At 37.4% G+C, this 20,698-nt stretch carries 21 protein-coding genes and 1 riboswitch; of the genes, 10 read left to right on the top strand and 11 right to left on the bottom strand.

Annotation, left to right across the window (positions count from 1 at the left end):
• Nucleotides 1-54 precede the first annotated feature (54 nt).
• Nucleotides 55-639: a helix-turn-helix domain-containing protein gene (locus MHH37_RS01095; protein WP_342574652.1), complete on the top strand. Its 585-nt coding sequence runs from the start codon at nt 55-57 to the stop codon at nt 637-639.
• A 69-nt stretch (nt 640-708) separates the two neighbouring features.
• On the opposite strand, the gene dacB is transcribed toward MHH37_RS01095, so the two are convergent.
• Nucleotides 709-2,103 carry a D-alanyl-D-alanine carboxypeptidase/D-alanyl-D-alanine-endopeptidase gene (dacB, locus tag MHH37_RS01090; protein WP_342574651.1) on the bottom strand — a complete coding sequence of 465 codons (1,395 nt, stop codon included), beginning with the start codon at nt 2,101-2,103 and terminating at the stop codon, nt 709-711.
• Between the two features lie 310 nt (nt 2,104-2,413).
• Here dacB and MHH37_RS01085 point away from each other — a divergent pair, with 310 nt between their 5' ends.
• Both MHH37_RS01085 and MHH37_RS01080 read left to right on the top strand, forming a co-directional pair.
• A complete protein-coding gene (locus tag MHH37_RS01085) occupies nt 2,414-2,716 on the top strand; it encodes a transposase (protein WP_014822792.1) in 303 nt (100 codons plus the stop codon).
• Complete coding sequence (locus MHH37_RS01080; RefSeq protein WP_342574648.1) at nt 2,713-3,603, top strand: IS3 family transposase; 891 nt, start codon at nt 2,713-2,715, stop codon at nt 3,601-3,603. Before MHH37_RS01085 ends, MHH37_RS01080 begins: the two co-directional genes overlap by 4 nt.
• A gap of 219 nt (nt 3,604-3,822) precedes the next feature.
• On the opposite strand, the gene MHH37_RS01075 is transcribed toward MHH37_RS01080, so the two are convergent.
• The gene (locus tag MHH37_RS01075; RefSeq protein WP_251691478.1) at nt 3,823-4,560 is read right to left on the bottom strand and encodes an SDR family NAD(P)-dependent oxidoreductase; all 738 of its coding nucleotides are present in this window, start codon (nt 4,558-4,560) and stop codon (nt 3,823-3,825) included.
• A 199-nt stretch (nt 4,561-4,759) separates the two neighbouring features.
• On the opposite strand from MHH37_RS01075, the gene MHH37_RS01070 reads away from it, so the two are divergent.
• Nucleotides 4,760-5,362 (top strand): TetR/AcrR family transcriptional regulator, encoded by a 603-nt coding sequence (locus MHH37_RS01070; protein ID WP_342574647.1) that lies wholly within the window; start codon nt 4,760-4,762, stop codon nt 5,360-5,362.
• A 192-nt stretch (nt 5,363-5,554) separates the two neighbouring features.
• Here the strand turns inward: MHH37_RS01070 and MHH37_RS01065 are convergent, their stop codons facing one another.
• The 7 genes from MHH37_RS01065 to MHH37_RS01035 form a co-directional block, all read right to left on the bottom strand.
• On the bottom strand, nt 5,555-6,316 hold the full coding sequence (locus MHH37_RS01065; protein ID WP_342574646.1) for an amino acid ABC transporter ATP-binding protein: 762 nt from the start codon (nt 6,314-6,316) through the stop codon (nt 5,555-5,557).
• A complete protein-coding gene (locus MHH37_RS01060) occupies nt 6,313-6,996 on the bottom strand; it encodes an amino acid ABC transporter permease (RefSeq protein WP_342574645.1) in 684 nt (227 codons plus the stop codon). Before MHH37_RS01060 ends, MHH37_RS01065 begins: the two co-directional genes overlap by 4 nt.
• Before the next feature lie 76 nt (nt 6,997-7,072).
• The gene (locus tag MHH37_RS01055) at nt 7,073-7,909 is read right to left on the bottom strand and encodes a transporter substrate-binding domain-containing protein (protein WP_342574644.1); all 837 of its coding nucleotides are present in this window, start codon (nt 7,907-7,909) and stop codon (nt 7,073-7,075) included.
• Nucleotides 7,910-8,434 (bottom strand): thioredoxin domain-containing protein, encoded by a 525-nt coding sequence (locus tag MHH37_RS01050; RefSeq protein WP_079523277.1) that lies wholly within the window; start codon nt 8,432-8,434, stop codon nt 7,910-7,912. It lies immediately after the preceding gene.
• A gap of 260 nt (nt 8,435-8,694) precedes the next feature.
• On the bottom strand, nt 8,695-9,642 hold the full coding sequence (locus MHH37_RS01045; protein WP_342574641.1) for a diguanylate cyclase: 948 nt from the start codon (nt 9,640-9,642) through the stop codon (nt 8,695-8,697).
• Between the two features lie 214 nt (nt 9,643-9,856).
• Entirely contained in the window at nt 9,857-11,272 is a 1,416-nt protein-coding gene (locus MHH37_RS01040; protein WP_342574639.1) for a cytosine permease, read from the bottom strand.
• Between the two features lie 540 nt (nt 11,273-11,812).
• Complete coding sequence (locus MHH37_RS01035) at nt 11,813-12,430, bottom strand: LysE/ArgO family amino acid transporter (RefSeq protein ID WP_342574638.1); 618 nt, start codon at nt 12,428-12,430, stop codon at nt 11,813-11,815.
• A gap of 275 nt (nt 12,431-12,705) precedes the next feature.
• On the opposite strand from MHH37_RS01035, the gene crcB (MHH37_RS01030) reads away from it, so the two are divergent.
• The 6 genes from crcB (MHH37_RS01030) to MHH37_RS01005 all read left to right on the top strand — a co-directional run bounded on the left by crcB (MHH37_RS01030) (nt 12,706) and on the right by MHH37_RS01005 (nt 18,594).
• Nucleotides 12,706-13,101: a fluoride efflux transporter CrcB gene (crcB, locus tag MHH37_RS01030; protein WP_342574636.1), complete on the top strand. Its 396-nt coding sequence runs from the start codon at nt 12,706-12,708 to the stop codon at nt 13,099-13,101.
• Nucleotides 13,098-13,460 (top strand): fluoride efflux transporter CrcB, encoded by a 363-nt coding sequence (gene crcB, locus MHH37_RS01025; protein ID WP_339263514.1) that lies wholly within the window; start codon nt 13,098-13,100, stop codon nt 13,458-13,460. The genes crcB (MHH37_RS01030) and crcB (MHH37_RS01025) overlap by 4 nt, the downstream gene beginning before the upstream one ends.
• A 111-nt stretch (nt 13,461-13,571) precedes the next feature.
• Complete coding sequence (locus tag MHH37_RS01020; RefSeq protein ID WP_014825014.1) at nt 13,572-14,024, top strand: general stress protein; 453 nt, start codon at nt 13,572-13,574, stop codon at nt 14,022-14,024.
• Nucleotides 14,025-14,167: 143 nt separating this feature from the next.
• On the top strand, nt 14,168-14,614 hold the full coding sequence (locus MHH37_RS01015; RefSeq protein ID WP_008407510.1) for a general stress protein: 447 nt from the start codon (nt 14,168-14,170) through the stop codon (nt 14,612-14,614).
• Between the two features lie 379 nt (nt 14,615-14,993).
• Entirely contained in the window at nt 14,994-16,943 is a 1,950-nt protein-coding gene (locus MHH37_RS01010) for a methyl-accepting chemotaxis protein (protein ID WP_342574634.1), read from the top strand.
• Nucleotides 16,944-17,252: 309 nt separating this feature from the next.
• Nucleotides 17,253-17,352, top strand: a riboswitch (purine riboswitch).
• Nucleotides 17,353-17,406: 54 nt separating this feature from the next.
• A complete protein-coding gene (locus MHH37_RS01005) occupies nt 17,407-18,594 on the top strand; it encodes an MFS transporter (RefSeq protein WP_014825016.1) in 1,188 nt (395 codons plus the stop codon).
• Between the two features lie 61 nt (nt 18,595-18,655).
• On the opposite strand, the gene MHH37_RS01000 is transcribed toward MHH37_RS01005, so the two are convergent.
• Together MHH37_RS01000 and MHH37_RS00995 are read right to left on the bottom strand one after the other, a co-directional pair.
• A complete protein-coding gene (locus tag MHH37_RS01000; protein WP_342574633.1) occupies nt 18,656-19,684 on the bottom strand; it encodes an aldose epimerase family protein in 1,029 nt (342 codons plus the stop codon).
• A complete protein-coding gene (locus MHH37_RS00995; protein WP_065216228.1) occupies nt 19,677-20,687 on the bottom strand; it encodes a Gfo/Idh/MocA family oxidoreductase in 1,011 nt (336 codons plus the stop codon). Before MHH37_RS00995 ends, MHH37_RS01000 begins: the two co-directional genes overlap by 8 nt.
• Between the last annotated feature and the right edge of the window lie 11 nt (nt 20,688-20,698).

Below are 20,698 nucleotides of genomic sequence, written 5' to 3'. Positions count from 1 at the left end.
TTTGTTGCGAATCAGCTTCATTCCTTTTATGCTAAAACAGTAGGAGGGAAACGAATGGATAATGAAAAAATTGGCCAATTAATTTATACATTGCGTAAGGGAAAAGAGATGACACAAAAACAAGTAGCAGATGCACTGTTTTTATCGGACCGAACCATTTCAAAATGGGAAAGAGGGATCGGCTGTCCTGACATTACACTTCTCCCTCAGCTTGCTGCCCTCTTCGATATTCCAATAGAAAATTTACTGACAGGTGAAATAAATCAAAATGAATTGGTAGGAGGCAATATGAAAAATTCAAGCTATTATGTATGCCCAAGCTGCTCGAATATCGGGTTAGCAACTGGGAATTTTACCGTTTCGTGCTGCGGACGGAAATTGGAGCCGTTAGCAGCTGTAAAAGCAACGGACGAACAAAAATTAAAAGTAGAGGAAATCGATATGCAATGGTCCATTTCGGCAGACCACCCCATGACGAAAGACCATTACGTATCATTTATCGCACTGGCAACAGGGGATCAGATTCAATTGTACAAACAGTTCCCTGAATGGGCTTTGCAGGCAACAGTCCCGCGTAAAAAACACGGCAAACTAATTTGGTTCGATACACGTGACGGATTATTTTATCAGTATATTTAATTCTTAATAAACAGTCTCCAACTATTAGTCAGCAGCTAATAATTGAGACTGTTTCTTTGCGCTCAATGGTTACACTATATCAATAATTGCCTTCAACCCTTCATCCAAAAACGGAATTCCCTCTTCCCTGCCTTCAAGCATAATCGAGAAAATATAATCTCGCCCACTTTTTCCCGTAACATAGCCTGACAATGTATTCACTTCATGGATATAGCCTGTTTTGGCGAAAATTTGCTGTTGCAGTTCCGGCTCTAAAAAGCGGTCTTTTAACGTCCCGCCAACCTTTCTGTTTGTATTTCCTCCAACAGGCAAGGATTCGAAAAAGTTCTCGAAATACGGTTCTTTTTGCAGCTTATACAATAGCTCGGATATACCATTTGAGTGCAGACGGTTATGATGTGACAGGCCAGAACCATCAGCGAATTGCCATGTCGCAAAATCGATATGCAGCTTTTCCAAATAAGCTCGCACTACTTTTAGGCCATGCACGTAATCGCCTATTCCATGCTTTTGTTTCCCCATCGTTTTCAGGAAAATATCGGCGATGCTGTTATTGCTTAGTTTCATAAATATAGAAAACATCTCTGCAATTGGACGAGACTCGTGCGTGTGGATTAGCTGGGCATGCTTTGGCATCGTGCCGCTTGCAATGGCATCTTCCTGTTCAAAGCGGATGCCTGCATCTTTGCATAGTTCTTTGAAAAACAGCAATGTGTTTTTTGTAGGATCCTGGTGGGACACCCATACTTTCGCCGTTTCTCCTTCTGGTAGTTCACCGGTAATCACGATATGATTTGTATTATTAATTCGGCGGATTTCTAATGTATTTTCAGCATTTTTATCTACTGTTTTCCCTTCATTAGAAATTTGCAGACCACTTAAATGCGGGATGACATTAAACATCGGCTTTTCCCCGATATTCCCGGCAGCTGCCTCGACGATAATTGTGCTCGCATCAAAATCATTATTTGGTGACATCGTAATAGGCGAAATACGTGCACCGTAATAATGGGTTTCCCCTTCATCATCAACACCAGGAGGCAATGTTTCACCCGAAAAATATGTATCATCCCCGATTAACTTACCTTTCACATGTCGGATGCCGTATTCCCGCAAAACTTTTGCAAAATGCTTAAGTGTCGCTTCATTTATTGTCGGATCACCGTAACCCTTCACGTAAATATCCCCGTTTAACGTGTGGTCCTCAAAATTTCCGTCGATAAAAACTTCTGTTTTAAATCGGTAGTCCAGTCCAAGCTCCGAAATTGCAGCTGCCCCTGTAAGAATTTTCATGTTGGACGCAGGACGCATTAAATGCTCCCCTCGATATGTATACAGAATCTCTCCAGAAGTTTTGTCCCGCAGCGTAAAAGTTGCCTTGTCCTTCCCTAAAATTGTCTCCACTACCTGTTCCAATTTCGTGATTGTATCGCTATTTAAGTTCTTCTCTTGAATCTCCTCCATACTCTGCCCCCTAAATTGTTAGAATTTACTGTAAATTTATTCTAACAGAAATATTTATTTACGGTTAGCACGAATTGAAGTAGGCGGGATTTTCTAATATAAATGTAAATGTTCTAATATATTTTTATTTGTTCTAATAAAACTGTGATGTTCTAAAAAATCCTTCCAATGTTCTAAAAAGTGTTCGCTTTGTTCTAATATTCCTTTAGCATTTGCTAATATCGACAACACTTTTGAGGTTAGTATAAAAAATGGACACGTCTTAAGAGACACTTTAAGATTAAGATATCTAAAAAAGGACGTGGAACCGATGAAAGAAAAACAAACTCGTAAGCGATTAGACGCACAAACAAAAGAATACATTTTAAAGTCTGTTTTAGAAGATGGCGCAAAAGTTTCAGATCTGGCATTTAAGTTTGAAATTGGGTCTTCAACTATCCATAAATGGATTAAAGATTATCGTGAATCGAAAAATCAGGATGTCACACGTTACTTTACTTCTAGCGAAGTAGATAAGTTGCAGGCAGCGTTTGATAAGAAGTTACGGGATTTGGAAGAAGAGAATGAAATTCTAAAAAAGGCTATGCACATCTTCGCGAAAAACCCCGAGTGATTTATGCATTCATTGAAAAGCATAAAAACGACTTTGGCATTGCGATGATGTGTAAAGTATTGATGGTTTCAAAAAGCGGTTATTATGATTGGCGTAAAAAACAGATACAGCCCTTATCGGAAAAAGAAGTACGTGATACAGAAATTGCCCATCAGATTCATCGATCGTATGCGAGGAGTTTTGGTACATACGGTAGCCCTCGAATTGCGCAAGACTTAGCGAGTTTAGGTTATGTCTGTTCGCAAAAGAAAATTGCGAATATGATGCGAAACCTTGGGTTAAGTGCCATAATCCCGAAAACTGTTCAACGAACAACGGATTCCAATCACCATCAATTTATTTATCCGAATCTAGTCAAACGTCAATTTCAAGTAAAAGATAAAAATAAAGTATGGGTCGCAGATATAACTTATATCCGAACACTGGAGGGGTGGGTGTATCTTGCGTCAATCATGGATTTATATTCTCGTAAAATCGTCGGCTGGGCCATCGCAGATCATATGGAAGAAACATTAGTAGATCAAGCCTTGAAGCATGCTTTAGCAGTTCGAAAACCCGAAAAAGGATTAGTTCATCATTCAGATCGAGGCGCACAATATTGTGCCACAAGCTATACAAGAACTTTAAAAGAACATGGGATTAAAATTAGCATGAGTCGTAAAGGAAATCCCTATGACAATGCGTGTATTGAATCTTTCCACGCCACAATCAAAAAAGAATGGATCTATCGTCACCGTTTCGAATCCAAAATAGAAGCAAGAAAGAGCGTGGAGTCATATATCGTAAACTTTTACAATGAACGACGACGCCATTCAACAATCGGTTATTTATCACCAAACCAATTTGAGAGAAATCAACAGGAGCCCGTTTGTCAAAATGCCTCATAAAGTTCTCTTACAGGGTTTTCATCCCTCCATGCCCAGGTCTGGGCATGGAGGGATGAAAAGCAGAGCAACCGAAGGGCGGTAGCAAAAAAAAGTCTCTTAACGTTTGTCCGAAATATTGACGGAAGACCACTTTTTCTAATATCCCGCTTAACTTTTCTAATAAAAACAGCCCACACAAAAAACGCACTTCCAAATTGAAAGTGCGCTTTGAATCAAAAATTATTGGGCTGTATATCCACCATCAACTGTTAAGCTGTTGCCAGTCATGAATGAAGAATCGTCACTTGCCATAAATAATACAGCTTTTGCCATTTCTTCTGCTTGTCCAAGACGTTTCATTGGTGTCATTGAAGCTAATGCCTGTTTGCTTTCTTCCGGAATAATCGGTGTGTCAATGAAGCCTGGGCATAGTGAGTTCACACGAATATTTTGCTCTGCATATTCAAGTGCAAGTGAGCGTGTTAAGTTAATAACCCCACCTTTTGCTGCATTGTATGCTGCCGATCCTGGTGAACCAACCCAGCCATACATAGAAGCGGTATTGATGATTGACCCTCCGCCAGATTTCAGCATTTCACGGATAGCTTCACGTGCTACCAAGAATACACCATCCAAGTCTACATTAACTGTGTTGCGCCATTCAGCATATTCCAATTCATGTGAAGGGAAAACACGGCCGATGCCGGCATTGTTAAATACGACATCCACTTTCCCAAATGCTTCAATTGTTTGTTTGAATATATTTGTTACTTCTTCTTCACTTGTAATATTTGCTTTAACAAATAATGCGTCCGCGTTAAGCGCTTTTAATTCCGCTTCGAAAGCTTTACCTTTTTCTTCATTTAAATCAACTAATACGACTTTAGCACCTTCAGAGACAAATAATTTTGCTGTAGCTGCACCAATACCTGACGCACCACCAGTGATGACTGCTACTTTACCTTGTAATTTTCCCATCTCTTATTCCTCCTATATAATGAGTCATCGAAAACATACATATTTAAGTTAAATTGAACAGAAATAGCAGAAATATGCGCATTTTCTTTACACTTCAATTTTAACAATTCCAATAAATACATCAATCATTAGAATATTGTAAAATGTATAATAAGTAGACACTTACTATTATTTTGTCTTTTTACATGGAGGGAATGTCTTGGAAAATGATACATCCAAAAGAAAAAACCGAACAAAAGAACATTTAAAAGTGGCGTTAATTGACCTTATCAAAAAGAAAGGCTACCATGCGATTTCCGTAAAGGATATTGTCGATCATGCTTCTTACAATCGCAGTACATTTTATGTACATTACCAGGATAAATTTCAATTGGCAGAGGATCTACTTGAAACAATGCTTGCGGGATTGGAAGAATCTGTAGGGAAACCGTATTCTCCTGGTCAAAAAGTATATACGACAAAACTAAGTGAACCCTCTTTTAATATTATTTCTTACATTTATGATAATCGAAATTTCTTTGAACTGATTAAATACGATGATACATTAACAGGCTTACATACAAAATTTCCTCAAACGATATTAAAAATATACGGGGAGCAGTTTATATTTCAAACAATCAATAATATCCCGGTAAATATGGATTACTTTAAACGATATACTGCATACGGATTTTACGGACTTATTCAAAATTGGATTAACAGCAATTTTAAAGAATCCAAAGAAGAGTTTATAGAAGAAGTCATTGCTTTATCCCAAACACATATTTATTCACTGAAGTTTGTGGGAAAACAAAAACGTTAACCGGTTTGAGGTAAAACAGGAAATAGGATAATTAGCGAAACGGGATCATTACCGTGGATAACATTCAGTTGCTTTAGAAAAATTATTGTTCAATTAAAGTCATTAACCTCTCAAAAAACCGATACGTAAATCCGCTTTTCAATTTATCATATCGGTTTTCATTTTATTACGTCATTACATAGGATACTGAATTTAAATGCCATCTCCATCTAAATTATGTAGTGTTAAGTAATTTTTCAAGAAACGTTTTGTTCGTTCGTTTTGGGGGTTCTCGAAAATCTCTTCCGGTGTTCCCTCCTCAATAATATGTCCATCTGCCATGAAAATCACGCGATCTGCTACCTCTTTTGCAAACTCCATTTCGTGAGTTACAACAATCATAGTTCGACCTTGTTTAATAACTGCCTTCATTACGTTTAATACTTCTTCTACAAGCTCTGGATCTAGTGATGAAGTCGGCTCATCAAATAAGATTACATATGGATCAAGTGCAAGTGCTCTGGCTATGCCAACTCGCTGCTGTTGCCCCCCTGAAAGTGCTACAGGATAATTAAGTTCTTTCCCTTTCAGTCCAACCTCAGCTAGTATTTCATATGCTATTTGTTCAGCCTGGTTTTTGGGGATTTTCTTAGTTAGACGCAATGGCTCAGATACATTATGTAAAGCCGTTTTATTTTTGAATAAATTATAGTTTTGAAATACCATTCCCGTTTTTCCACGTAACTTCACTACTTGGGATTTTTGATATTTCTCTAAATTCACTTCTTCGCTATCAATCTGAATAATACCCCTTTCTGGCTTTTCCAAAAAATTTAAGCACCGTAAAAACGTAGATTTTCCTGACCCCGAAGGACCGATAATAGCTAGTACCTCACCATCTTTTAACTCTACGTCAATTCCTTTTAATATCTCAATGCTTCCATAGCTTTTATGCAAATTTTGAATTTTAATCATTTCGTTGCCTCCTTTCTATAGGGACGCTCTACATAATTTTCAAGTTTTGATTGTAAGTATGATAATATTACGGTGATAGCCCAATAAATTAAACCAACTGTTAAATAGGCTTCTAGAAATTTATAAGTAACAGCTGATTCTAATTTTGCCCTAGCAAGCATATCTATAACACCAATCGTAAAAGCTAATGAAGTTTCTTTAATCATCATAATGTAATAATTTCCAGATGACGGAATTGCTACACGTAATACTTGTGGCAAAATAACCGTACGTAATCCTTGCCACTTTGTCATGTTTACAGCATCACATGCTTCAAATTGGCCTTTATCGACTGCTAAAAATGCCGAACGAAATACTTCAGATAAATATGCTGCATTTTTAACACTTAACGCAAAAATAACAGCTGTAATAGCATCTAATGAGTTAAAGCTAGGGAATAATTGTGGCATTCCAAAATAGAAAATAAAAATTTGAATAAGCGTTGGAACCCCTCGGAAGTATGAAATAATAACAACTAAAATCTGATAAATAACCGGAACTTTAAAATTAATAATTACTGCAAATATTAGACCAATAATAACCGCTAATATAAATGAAAGAGTTCCCATATACAAAACAATTGGTAAATACTCTATGATCCTAGGAAAAATATCAATCATATAGCCAAAATCAAAATTCACAAAACCCCTCTTTTCTATTAAAATAAAAATCACAGAAGGCTGTTCAGAGATTACTCTGGACAGCCTACATTAAAAATTATTTATGTGGAATTGTAACGTCAATTGCACTCCACTTATCTGATAACTCTTTTAATGTGCCATTCTCTTGAAGCTTTTGAATTTCTGCACTAAACGCTTCTAAAAACTCTTTGTTTTCTTCAGAGCGTACAAATGGGAAGCCATAATCAAAGTTAACTAAATATTCTTCACCATAAATTTTTAATGGTAAACCTTCATCACGAATACGAGATGCTGCAGTAATTTTCACATCAATAAATGCATCTAATCGACCTAAAGCCACTTCATTATATGTTCCGCTAACATCTTGATATGGTGTAATAATAATCTCACCACCATTTTCTTCATTCCATTTCTCTAAAAATTGATGCAAGTTATTTCCTAATAAAACACCAACTTTTTTACCCTTTAAGTCTTCAATACTGTTAATACTATTATTATCTTCATGAACAACTAGAGTAGCACCTGAATAAGCGTAAGGAGTTGAAAAATCATATTTTGCACGCCGTTCTTCTGTCATTGCAATTAAATTGGATACCGTATCAATTTTTCCAGCATCAAGCATACCAAAGATACCAGAAAACTCAGCAAACTCCCATTTTATTTCATACCCTAAAGCTTCGCCAACTTTTTCTAATACTTCCACGTCATAACCTTGCGCTTTGCCGTCTTCATCCACAGAAATAAAAGGAGGATAGATTCCTGATGAACCAACAACTAAGACGTCTTTTTTCCCGCTATCAGTATTTGTTTCTTTTGCCGTTGAATCCGTTCCATCCTCATCACTACAAGCAGCTAAAAGTAATATGAAAGTACTTAATAAAAATAGAAATGATAATTTCTTTAGACTCTGCATTTAAACTTCCGCCTTTTCTAGTTCTTTATCTATAATTTCCACTAACTCTTCTGCAAAAATCTCACGTGGATATTGGAATTCCAATTCATTGATGAATACAGTTGGCACCATTTTCACATTACGTTCAATTGCCTCAGCAGTAATTAGTAAGCTGCGGTCAATATTTGAAAATTCTTCTTTTAAGTTATATTTTTCTTCAATGTATTTCTTTATTTCAAAACTTGAATACTTATCCCATGTTGCCTGATTCTTAAATAGCTCACTAATAATTTCTAATGTTCTTTCTGGATTAGAATAATCTAAATTTGCATTGATTAGCGTTCCAGGCAATAGCATTTCACGTGGCTTATCATAATGCTTTACTACTAATGCTACCTTCTTTTCTGTGAAATACTTTGGTAGCGTATTATCAACTAAATCATAAAACGTCGCGCAGTACGGACAAGCGTAATTTAAAAACACTTCAATTTTTACAGGTGCGTTCAAATCGCCAATTACTAAATAATCATTTTTAATTTCTGTCATATTACCCACCCTTTTATTTACTATGAATATTCTAAAAATTCAATATCCCTATTGTATACTATCTTTATTGGAATTGTAAATAATATTTTGGAAAAGTAAGGGAATTATATAAGGGAACAAAATGGCATAATAACAATTACTAGGGGGGTCTGATTTTTTTCGGATAGCCCTTCCCATTACTAAAAAAACTAACCCCTGTCCAATTTTCACTTAGAGGTTAGTTCAAAAATATATTATATGTATGATGATTACTGAAAAGCTTATCTGCTTACTATTGTCTTTTTCATCTTTTTGTTTTTATACATTTTCTGATCGGCTTTATTAAATAATTGTCTCATTACGCCATACGAAGAAGGTGAATACTCATAGCCGATTGAAACTCGAATAGGAGAGAACGGTAAGCTAATAGAAATTCCATTCAATTCTGAGTGTACTTTTTCGATATATTGTTCAACTTCTAAAACATACTTATCCGGAATAATAACTGCGAATTCATCTCCGCCAATTCTCGCAACAATCATTTCTTTATCGGCATATTTGTTTAAACAATCGGCTACTGCAATAATTAACCGGTCCCCCATTTGATGGCCATTTTCGTCATTAATTTCTTTCAAGTCGTCTAAGTCTGCGATAATTACAGATATAGGGATGGCCATTCCATTAAATTCATTCTTTTTTAATTGGAAATACTCTCGATTATATAAACCTGTTAATCCATCATGAGTCGATTTGTATTCCAATTGTTCCTGTAAAATATGTTGACTATGTATATTTCTGAAAACACCTTGTACCGCTATAACTTTCCCGTCTTTATAAACAGGAGTGGCATATTCTTCAAACCATATATACTGTCCTAAATGGTTTTGAAACCTTACCGTTATCGGTTTATCAAAGTTAATATTTCCTAATTGCTTCTTCCTTAAAATATCGAGGTCATCAGGGTGAACAATTCCGAAAATTTTGTCCGGATTTTTCAAATGTTTTTCCAGCGAATTTGGCCCTAAAATACTGTCTAAATTCGGACTTAAATAAAGATACTTGAGTTTCGGGTATACTTCACAGTAATATACTATATCCCTGATGCCCTCAGTCGTTTCAATCATTGGTTTAAATAAGTCTATTTTTCGTTGCAACTTCGCCTTTTCATTGTGCAGACGTATGCATAATACGATGAGGCAGATTAATATACCTCCTACAACAATACTCATAAAAATGACCCGCTTTCAAATTAACTCTCCAATATCTTACATAGTATTATTTTACTATAACCCCAAATGGGTTGTATATATTAAAATCCCTAATAACAAGTACTATTTGGTATTTTTTTGTAGAGGAGATTATTATAATCCACCATTAATTTTCTCATTCCCCTCAACAAAAAGCCGCACTTCCATCGAAATGGTAAGTGTGGCTCTAAATTTTTTAAGCAATCCAGTCCTCTTTCGGAATATCCTCTGCTTCTTTCCTAATATAGTATCGCCCTTTTGTCGTCAACCCTAAAATGACAGTCAGAACTGCTGCCATCAGCGCTGCGAAAAAGGCGGCAGTATTTTGCAGGAATGTGCCCATATATCCGAGTGCTGCAATTGTGCCGATTATTGTTGGAACAATCAATGCAATGACACCAACCGGATTCCATTTAAACAGGTTTTCCTGTCTGGATTCATAATAGCGCGGGCCGATTTTCAGCCATTTTTTGAGAACGAGCGCTTCCGTTACGAGAACGGCTGCCCAGCTCATCAGTGCTACACCTTGGAAAGTCATCGCAATTTGAAGATGATCGACAATACCTCCAAGCATCAGTATCATCGCAATGACACCACCTACAACTACCCAAAAACGGCGCCCTGGTGTAAAGCCAAACATGTTTTCAAAAAAGTTCGAGAGGGAAAGTGAGCTGCTGTAAATATTCGTTATATTAATACGAACTTGTGTCAGTACCGTAAATACGACACCACCAAGCCCTAACAATGTCACGATATAAACGCCGGGATTTGCTTCGGCAAATTTTACACCGAACCAAATGCCAAGGCCGCCCATTACACCAAAACAGAAGATTTGCGGAATAAATCCGATAGCAATTGAACCGATTTTCAAGTCTTTCGGTTTCAGGAAACGTGCGTAATCCGAAGCAATTAAAGCTGTAAGTCCCATTATACCGTGTTGCATTCCGATACATAACAGTAATGCCGTACCTCCTATTTGAACACCTTCAGGCATATAGGTCCAGAAATTTCCGGAGTTAATTGATGGGGTATTAAAAGCAATAACAATGGCTGTAATAAGAAACATTCCAAAAATAGGCAATGACCATTTTTGAAGTTTGTCCAATTGTTTAATGCCAAACCAGTTTAACGGAATTACTAAGGAACCAAAGATTACAATTAGAAGCCAGATCGGAATCGCCGGAAAAAATGCATGAACTGCAGCGACTAAAATCATACCTTCAAATGCACAGTACATAATAAAATTTGATGCGTAAATTAATGAGGTTAATGAGGCTCCGATATAACCGAATCCTCCGCGGGATAATAAGTTGACGTTCATGCCGGACTTAGCCGATAAATAAACAATGATACTTCCAAGGATACCTGCAACAATGATTGCATAGCCAGCAGAGATGAGCGCATTGACCGCTCCGAACTGTAGTGCCATCACACTTCCCATCTGGAAATAGAAAATGGCAGTTGCAATCCCAAACGTTATATTCGTGATACTTAACCAGCCCATTTTGCGTTCTTCGCGCGGAACTCGGTCAAAAGTATAGTCACTAGTTGCTTCTTGACGAGAAAAGTCTTGTTCTCTTAATTTCTGATCTGCAGTAATCTCAGATCTCATTCAATCAAATCCTTTCTGTACTTTTACTTCTTTTGTTTCAAAGGAACTTTTATTAGAGGTGGGTGGATCTTTTTAAGGGAAAGGTCGGTTACGGTAAATCATCTGCAATTGATCCCTCAATTCAGAAACAAAAAAAGAAATGATTTTTTACCGCGCAGATAGTTGTGAGCGTAAGTTAAATAGCTCCATTAAATATTTTAACATAATTTAAAGCAATTATTTGCTATCTCACCCCAAGTCATTCTTTAGGGCTACAATAAACCCACTCTTTTCCAAGTAATAAAAAAGCTCGAAAAACATAAAATGCTGTTGTTTCCCGAGTCGTTTAACAGGCAAGTCTGGCTAACATTAACCATCTATTTCCTACATATTCTTTTCCACTCCCCGCAAAATGGCTATTTAGCAAATAAATACTTTTTGGGGTTTCCCTCTCCGCATTACTTCGTAATCTCTCCTGTAAATTTTCAAATTATACCCACTCTTTAAAGTCTCAATTTTCATAAGCCACTTTTTTAATTCTGCCTTTCTATAACATCCTCGTTAGAGCAGTGAATAAAACTGATAGCCCATATAGAGTGCCATTATCCAAATAATTATGGCAGATATCTTATTAAGGGAATTTAAGAATTTCCCGTTTCCGTCAATTTGTCCAATCTTTCTCCCGACAATGGCAAGTGACAGAAACCAAATCCACGACACAACTATACAGGCCAATGTAAACATCCATTTCTCATAACCTGTATAAGCTAATGAACTTGTTCCTATTACCCCGATTGTATCCAAAATAGCATGGGGGTTAAGTAGCGACACTGAAGCAGCAAACGTAATTTGACGTCGCGCTGAAAAACCTTTTTCTTCTCGGTGTGCTTTAACTGATGAATTGTCCTTCCATATTACCCATCCCATATATGCCAAGAAAAAGAACCCTGCTAAAAAAAGCGATAATTTCAACCATTCAAAACTAAAAACAATTACCGATACCCCAGCTACTGCCAAATAAATTAAAATCGTATCACAGACACCTGCTGTTACTATTGCAGGCAATGATTTCGTAAATTTCCGGTGTGTTGCACCTTGATTAAATATAAATACATTTTGAACACCCAGTGGCAAAATTAAGCCAAATGCCAATAAAATTCCATGAATTAGTGGTTGCATGTTTATTCCTCCTATTTCCATTATTTAAGAATAACTATGAAGGAACGATTTGTCTTCACCTAATTAACAGGTCAGATTCGGCATACCTGAGTGACTTATATTTATGGATAATCCCACTGTTTATTAAGAGAATCTTGACTTGCCATTAATTGATAAACTAATGTAGTAAATAGAACATGATAGGCGTGATTCGCCCTTAACCGCCTATAGACGAAAGACTCCTGTCAGTTTAATGAACTGGTAGGAGTCTGTTTTATTTAAGGAGGTTATTGAATATGCCAATGATTTTAATAGGAATCGGTGGTGCTATTGGAGCGGCATTACGATATAGCGTTTCCATTCTTTTCTTCACAACTACCGAGACAGCTGCCTTCCCTTTTGCGACGGTTGCAGTGAATTTAGCAGGCTGCTTTCTTTTAGGTTTGCTCTCTTCCGGTTTCGAACAGAAAATAACAGCAAATCCCAACTATTTATCTGCATTAAAAACAGGTTTAATCGGCTCGTTTACGACCTTTTCCACATTTAGTGTCGAAGTGATCCAGCTGCTGCAGCATCACTCTTATTTTTTTGCCATTCTCTATATTTTCATTAGTGCCATCTTCGGTTTCCTTTTTGTTGCGCTTGGTATGAAATCCGGGAGAAGCCTTTGGGAAAGGAAGGAACCTGTATGATGAATTTCTTGTTAGTTGCCGTTGGTGGATTTTTCGGAGCGATTTTGCGTGCTATTATTTCTAAGCGGCTCAATCATGCATACCGATTTGTTCACTTCGGTACTTTTGCGGTAAATATGCTCGGTTCCTTTACATTGGGATTTTTAGTTAATATGCATCTCCATACAACTGCAAACCTTATTCTATGTATTGGATTTTTAGGTGCGTTTACTACATTCTCAACTTTCAAATTGGAAAGTCTTACACTTGTCCATGCAAAACAATGGAAGCAATTTTTACTCTACTCTATACTCACATATTCGGTCGGTCTTTCCTTTGCTTTTGCCGGCTTTTGGATGGCAAAGTTATATTTAACCTAATGTTTCTATTTCCACCCTCCAATTAGCATCGATGTTAACAAGTTATGTTTACAAACAATCGACACGGGTAAATTTACATTGTGCAACATTTAGATGAGGAGGATGATAGAAATGGTAAAACATATTGTGGGGTATTATGATACAGAATCAGAGGCAATTGATGCAATCGAGGATCTGAAACGACAAGGTTACCGTACTGAAGATATTTCAGTTATCAGTAAAAGCCGATCAGATGTTGATACAATTACCGATGAAACAGGTGCAAACGTTGCAGAAGGTGCTGTAACAGGCGCAGCTGCGGGAGGTGCTTTAGGCGGAATTGGCGGCGTGCTTGCAGGTCTTGGCGCATTGGTAATTCCAGGTATCGGTCCAATCGTGGGAGCTGGTCCAATAGTTGCCGGTATTACAGGCGCGGCAGCCGGTGCAGGTGTCGGCGGCTTGACGGGTGCTCTTATCGGAATGGGGATTCCAGAAGATGAAGCAAACCGTTACAATGAACAATTTGAATCTGGCAAAATTTTAATTATGGTAGATGAAAATACACGCGGTACAACACTTTTATAATAAAACAGCAGAAAGTCATTCCTGATTTATCAGAATGGCTTTTTTTCGTTATGTTTTCTCCCTTCCCTGTTTCCTCATGTTTACAAATATTCCTCAAGGGTAAATTTTAGTATGTGAAAAGAGAATTTGAGAGGATGAGGGAAATGGTAAAACATGTCGTAGGATATTATGATACAGAAGCAGAAGCTATTGAAGCAGTTGAAGACTTAAAGCAACAAGGATATAGTGCACAGGATATTTCAATCATCAGTAAGAACGTATCGGATGTGGATGCAATTTCAAATGAAACCGGCGCAAATGCTATGGAAGGTGCCATTACAGGTGTAGCTGCTGGCGGCGCATTAGGCGGACTTGGCGGAGTTATTGTCGGACTTGGTGCACTTGCAATTCCAGGCATCGGCCCTGTTGTTGCAGCGGGACCAATCGCTGCCGGATTAACCGGATTAGCTACCGGTGTAATGGTCGGTGGAATCGTCGGTGCTTTAGTCGGTATGGGGATTCCGGAAGACGAGGCAGAGCGCTACAACGAGCAATTTGAAGCAGGTAAGATTTTAATAATGGTGGCAGAAGATAAACGCGGAATCGAATAATAAAAATATACCTGGAACAATATTTATTTGATTTTAATATAGAAAACTTAATGAGGCTGGGACGTAATTGTTTCGGTTAAGACCAAAAGGGAAATTGCACTTTGCAATTTCCCTTTTGGTCTTATAATTTCGGAAAATTCGATAAAGAGTTGACCCACCACCAAATATACCCTTAAATAATCCATTTTCGATATCGTTCGTTATCAACCTTCACCAACTGAAAATTGCGTGAAACCATAACCCCCTTCTACATAGTTTTATAATTTTGAATCTTATTAATAAAATATATATTGCAATATTTATATAATAGTAATAAAGTATTATCGATATATATTGATTTCTATACTATTATCCTAAACAGCAAAGGAATGTTATAATTTTGAACTTTTTTACTAAGTGGTCCATTAAATTTCGACTTGTTTTTGCATTTGCAATAGTACTCTTAATACCAACCTTAACTGTATCTTTTTTTTCATATAACAATACAGAAAACCTGATTTTTGAAGAGCATGAGTCAACTGCTGAACAAAGTTTAAATTTATTAAATTCAAAGATTACAGAAACAATTCAGCCAAAGCTTCAGCAAATGTCATACTTTTCATCCTATATTTCACAAGATACCCTGGAAAATGATAATAAAATTAATTCACTATTCGATGAATACCTCGCACTTCACCCAGAAATCAACATAGCCTATGTAGGGACAGCTGATGGTCAAATGCTACGTCGCCCCGCACATCAATACGAAGCGGGCTACGATCCACGGGAACGTCCATGGTATATACAGGCAATTGAAGCAAAGGGAGAAGTAATTATTACCGATCCTTACATTGCAACAAGTTCCGGTACTCTTGTTGTAACGATTGCGCAACAATTAGCGGACAAGTCAGGCGTTATCGGGATTGATTTGGCGATTCAAAAATTAGCTGAGATTAATGATTCAGTAGTGATTGGCGAGAAAGGCTTCACCATGCTTTTGGATAGCAAAAACAATTTTATGGCAGCACCTGATATTGAAATCGGTTCAGCAGCCGGAGAGTCAATCAGTAATAATATTAATGAAAACAATGGTGTTATTAAAGATGATCAAACCAAAACTTTCTACGTTAAAAATGAACAAACAGGATGGACCGTGCTTGCGAAAACATTTGATAGCGAAGCAGAGGCAGTTGCAAATAAAAACTTGCTTAATGATTTAACAGTTGTCTTTATTGCCTTTATTATCGCAGCAGTTTTCGTCTATTTGATTATCCGTTCAATTAATGGACCACTTCAGGAATTATCTAAAAAGGCAACCCTTATTAGTGAAGGTGACTTATCCGTAAAAGTAAATATTAATACCCAAGATGAAATTGGACATTTAGGACAAGTATTTAATACAATGCGCGAGAACTTAAGTACTCTAATACAACAAGGGTTGCATAGTGCGGAAGGTGTTCGAGAAGCCGCCTCCTCATTGAAAGAAAGTACAAATTTAACAATCGAGGCGACGGAGCAATCCGCACACGCAGTACAAGAAGTAGCCATCAGCACTGACGAGCAACTAAAAGGTAATGAACAAAACGCACAATCGATGAGTCAATTAGGTCAAAATATTATTGAAATTGCAAATCGTTCACACGAGGTCACTTCTCTATCGACTAATGCAATCGGTACAGTAAACGAAGGAAATATCGTCGTTCAAAACACAGTGAATCAAATGAATTCAATCGATGACTCGGTTGCACAATCAGATGAAAAAATTCGCGCATTATCAAAGCGTATTGATGAAATCGGAAGTATTGTAGATGTTATTAATAATATTGCAAACCAAACAAATTTATTAGCGCTGAACGCGGCCATTGAAGCTGCTCGTGCGGGTGAGCATGGAAAAGGCTTTGCCGTTGTCGCACAGGAAGTTCGTCTGCTTGCAGAGAGCTCTCAGCAATCAACAGAGCAAATCAATCTATTAATAAGAGGAATTCAAGAAGACACGGCGAATTCCGTTGCATTGATGTACCATGCGAAGACAGATGTTCAGCAGGGTATACAGCTGACAAACGAGACAGCCGGAAAATTCCAGCAAATCTTAGAGGCACTGCAAACTATCGCCCCTAAAGTGGATGATGTTACAGCAACTGCCCAGGAAATGGCGGCTTCTGTAGAACAAACTTCCTCTACAGCGACTTCATTAGTGACTCATGCACAAACGACTGCTGCTGCGGCTGAAGAAGTGGCGGCTACAACGGAGGAAATCCATGCTTCTATGGAAGAAATGGGTGCCTCTGCTCATGCTTTAAATCAGATGGCCGATCACTTACAGCAAGTAATGCATAAGTTTAAAGTATAAATAATACACGGGCTGTCGATTAGAATTGCCCCACGGACCTTATACAAAATGAAAAGCATCAATTTTCTTTATAAGAAAATTGGTGCTTTTCTGCTTGCGGGAATTGACTATCCACGCTTATCTCAATTGGAAGTAAAAGCTTTCCCTTAACCAAGATTTCCTTATCGGGCCGGATCCGGATCACTTCAGCTTTTAATTATACGCTTCATTCAGCATGCTGTCCTCGTCTCTTATTACGAGGACAGCTTTTTACTAAAAAACACATACTTGAAATTTTTTTTGAAAACGAGTAAACTATCAAAGTGCTCATTTATCCAAGTTAATAGTAACTGTATAACCTCAAGAATATGGCTTGAGGGTCTCTACCAGGAACCATAAAATCCTGATTACAGAAAATGATTTTTTTCATTTTTTGTAATCAGGATTTTTTTATTTTTTTATAAGAAAGGAAGTAAGACAAAATATGAATTTCAAAGTTTTAATACTCGCATTATCAACAGTTGCTGTCGGGTTGGTGGAACTGATCGTTGGAGGCATTCTCCCAATCATTGCAACTGATATGAATATTTCAATAAGCACTGCCGGACAACTGATTACCGTGTTTGCCCTTATTTATGCAATCGCCGGTCCTGTGTTATTAGTTTTAACGAGCAAAGTTGAACGAAAAAAGTTATATCTTATTTCGTTGTTTATTTTCTTCATCAGTAATATCATGATGTATTTCAGTGTGACATACACATTTATGATGGTTGCCCGTATTTTAAGTGCAATGAGTACATCACTGATTACCGTGCTTTCGTTAATCCTCGCTGCAAAAGTAGTTTCACCGGCACATCGTGCGAAGGCACTTGGTTTCATTTATATGGGAATTAGTTCTTCGCTTGTATTAGGTGTACCACTTGGCATTTTAATTTCCGATTACTTCGGATGGCGTGTAATTTTCCTAGGTATTGCGATTTTATCGGTAGGTTCATTTATTCTCATTTCAATCTTTTTAGAGAAAGTACCAGGGGAAATGACCATTCCACTTTCGCAACAATTAAAGGCAGTTGCCAGTTCCAAAATCGGCAGTGCCCATCTTGCAACGATGTTTATGCTGGCTGGACACTATACGATGTACGCGTACTTCACACCATTTTTGGAAACAGAACTAAGTCTGAATTCCAGCTGGATCAGTCTCTGCTATTTATTATTCGGGATTGCTGCAGTAAGCGGCGGCGCATTTGGCGGAACGCTTTCGGATAAAATTGGTGCACCAAAGAGTATCATTTTCGTTATTGTTTCATTTGCAGTCGTGTTATTCATACTGCCATTCACAACCTTCTCTCTTATCATCTTCATACCGATTATGATGATTTGGGGAGCGCTAAGCTGGAGTTTATCACCACCACAGCAAAGCTACTTGATTCAGACAGATCCTGCTACTTCCGATATTCAGCAAAGCTTTAATAATTCGGCTTTACAGATCGGTATTTCAATGGGATCAGCGTTTGGCGGAATCGTAATCACTCAAACAGACACGATTTCACATGCAGCTTGGTATGGCGGTGCACTTGTACTTGTTGCGTTAGCATGTGCAGTCTTTTCTTTAACGAGAAAAACAAATGGAAGAGAAGAAAAAATTTCCACTGCCCATCAATCGAATATGTAAGGTTAAAAGCACCATTCGATTCATAATCGAATGGTGCTTCTTCTATTCATGGATGTATATTTTATAGATGGGTAAATCTGTAGATTGTTTCACGCCGATAAGGAACTCCTTTTTTTACTATTGAACTGGGGAAATGTTTATGTTTTACGCTGTTTGGCACATTTTGCACTTCTAGGCAAACACCTAAAAAATTTTGTGCGGGCGCTTCCTTAAACGAATAGCCACTGCCGATTTTATTTCCTGTATATACGACTAAAGCTTGCTCATTCGTTATAATCGTAAGTTTACGACCACTCTCTTCATCCAATAACTCGATTTCTTTTTTCTCCAATAGAAACGGATGATCTATGCCTCCGCTCGCCATTTTAACTTGAGAAAAATTACTACCAATGACTTCTCTCAAATATTTCTTTTCGTTAAAGTCAAATACTGTTTCAATTACATTTTCTATATTGCCCAGCGGTAACCCCTGCTCATCAATATAAAGCATTCCTCTACTGGAAAATTTCAATGTATGCCCTTCAATCGTACGCTTTAAATTTCCGCTTAGATTAAAGTAACTATGATTTGTACAATTTAAAATTGTATCAGCATCACTTATACCTTCATACGAAATAATTAGCTCGTTACTGGCTGTTAATGTATAGGTTATAGACATATTTAACTCTCCAGGAAAATCAACGGATTCGAAATTAAAAAAGTATTTTACAAACTGTCCACGCGAGGAAACACCTGTTTCAAATTGCCATAGCTGATTGTGAAAGCCGTCATTTCCGCCGTGCAATAAATGGTGTCCCTCATTTGCCTTCGCTTGAAAAGAAACTCCATTAATTTCTAAAACAGCATCTTCAAGACGGCCTGCAAAAGGTCCAATCGCCGCACCAAAAAACTGCGGATATTGTTTATATTTTTCAGCCGTATCAAATGAACAAACAACATTCTCAATTATTCCATTAGCATCAGGGGTAGCGATTGCCGTAATAGTACAACCTAATGTACAACTGCTTACATACATCCCATTCGTATTCGTTAAAATAACTTCATAAACGGGATGCTTGTTTATTTGTCCAAAAGATCTAACTTCAATCATTGCAAACGTAATCAGCTAATACGATTTGTTGATTTGTGGCTACCGATTGCTGAATCGCATGCAAAATCCCCACATTCTTACGTGAATAATTATGCTGTACCGTCAGGGCTCCATTAGTACGTACAGCATCAGAGAAGCATTCAACCTCTTGCTTGTATATATCTCCACCGGTTTGTTCGATACGTTCAGTTGTTAAAGTATTGATAGTAATTTGTCCATTCCCGCTTAGACGGTCTGGTCTAAATGCATTTTTAACTTTTAACGTTCCCTTCGTCCCCACTATTTCATATTCATTTCGTTCTGTCATATCAAAACTACAATCGATCATGCCGTGGATTCCATTTTCCAGCTCGACTATTCCGAACGCAGAAATATCGACAGTATTTTTTGAATCTGCAATCCTTTTAAATGAAAGTGACTTAACGTCATTACCCAAAATGAGTTGCATTGCATGAACCGAATAACATCCCACATCCCAGATGGCACCCCCACCTTTTTCTGCGTTCATGCGAATGTCAGCTTTACGATCTGTTAAATAAAAGGAGTGACTTGATTTAAAAAGTTTTACTTCACCAATTTCTCCAGAATCAATAATTTCTTTTACTCGCATGTGCTGAGGATGAAATTGGTACATGAACGCTTCCATAAACTGTACATTCTCTTCATTACAAACTGTAATCATTTCTTCTAAATCAGTTTCATTTAATGCAGCAGGTTTTTCACATAAAATGTGCTTTCCTGCCTTTGCTGCTTTAATGACCCACTCTTTATGTAAATCATTTGGGAGCGGAATATAAATTACTTCTACCTCTTGATCATTTAATAATTCTTCATAACTCTCGTAAGCTCTTTCGATTCCTAGATTGTCAGCGATCGCATGTACCTTTGAACCACGGCTGGCAATTGCAATGACTTCCGCATTTTCAGCACGTTTTATAGCCGGAATTAATTGCGTTTGCGCAATATTTGCTGTACTTAAAATACCCCATTTTACTTTGTTCATTATGAATTCCT

The sequence above is a fragment of the Solibacillus sp. FSL K6-1781 genome, assembly GCF_038630735.1.
GTDB lineage: Bacteria > Bacillota > Bacilli > Bacillales_A > Planococcaceae > Solibacillus > Solibacillus silvestris.
The sequence above is the reverse complement of the archived record's forward strand: the minus strand, read 5'-3'. Positions and strand labels throughout refer to the sequence as shown.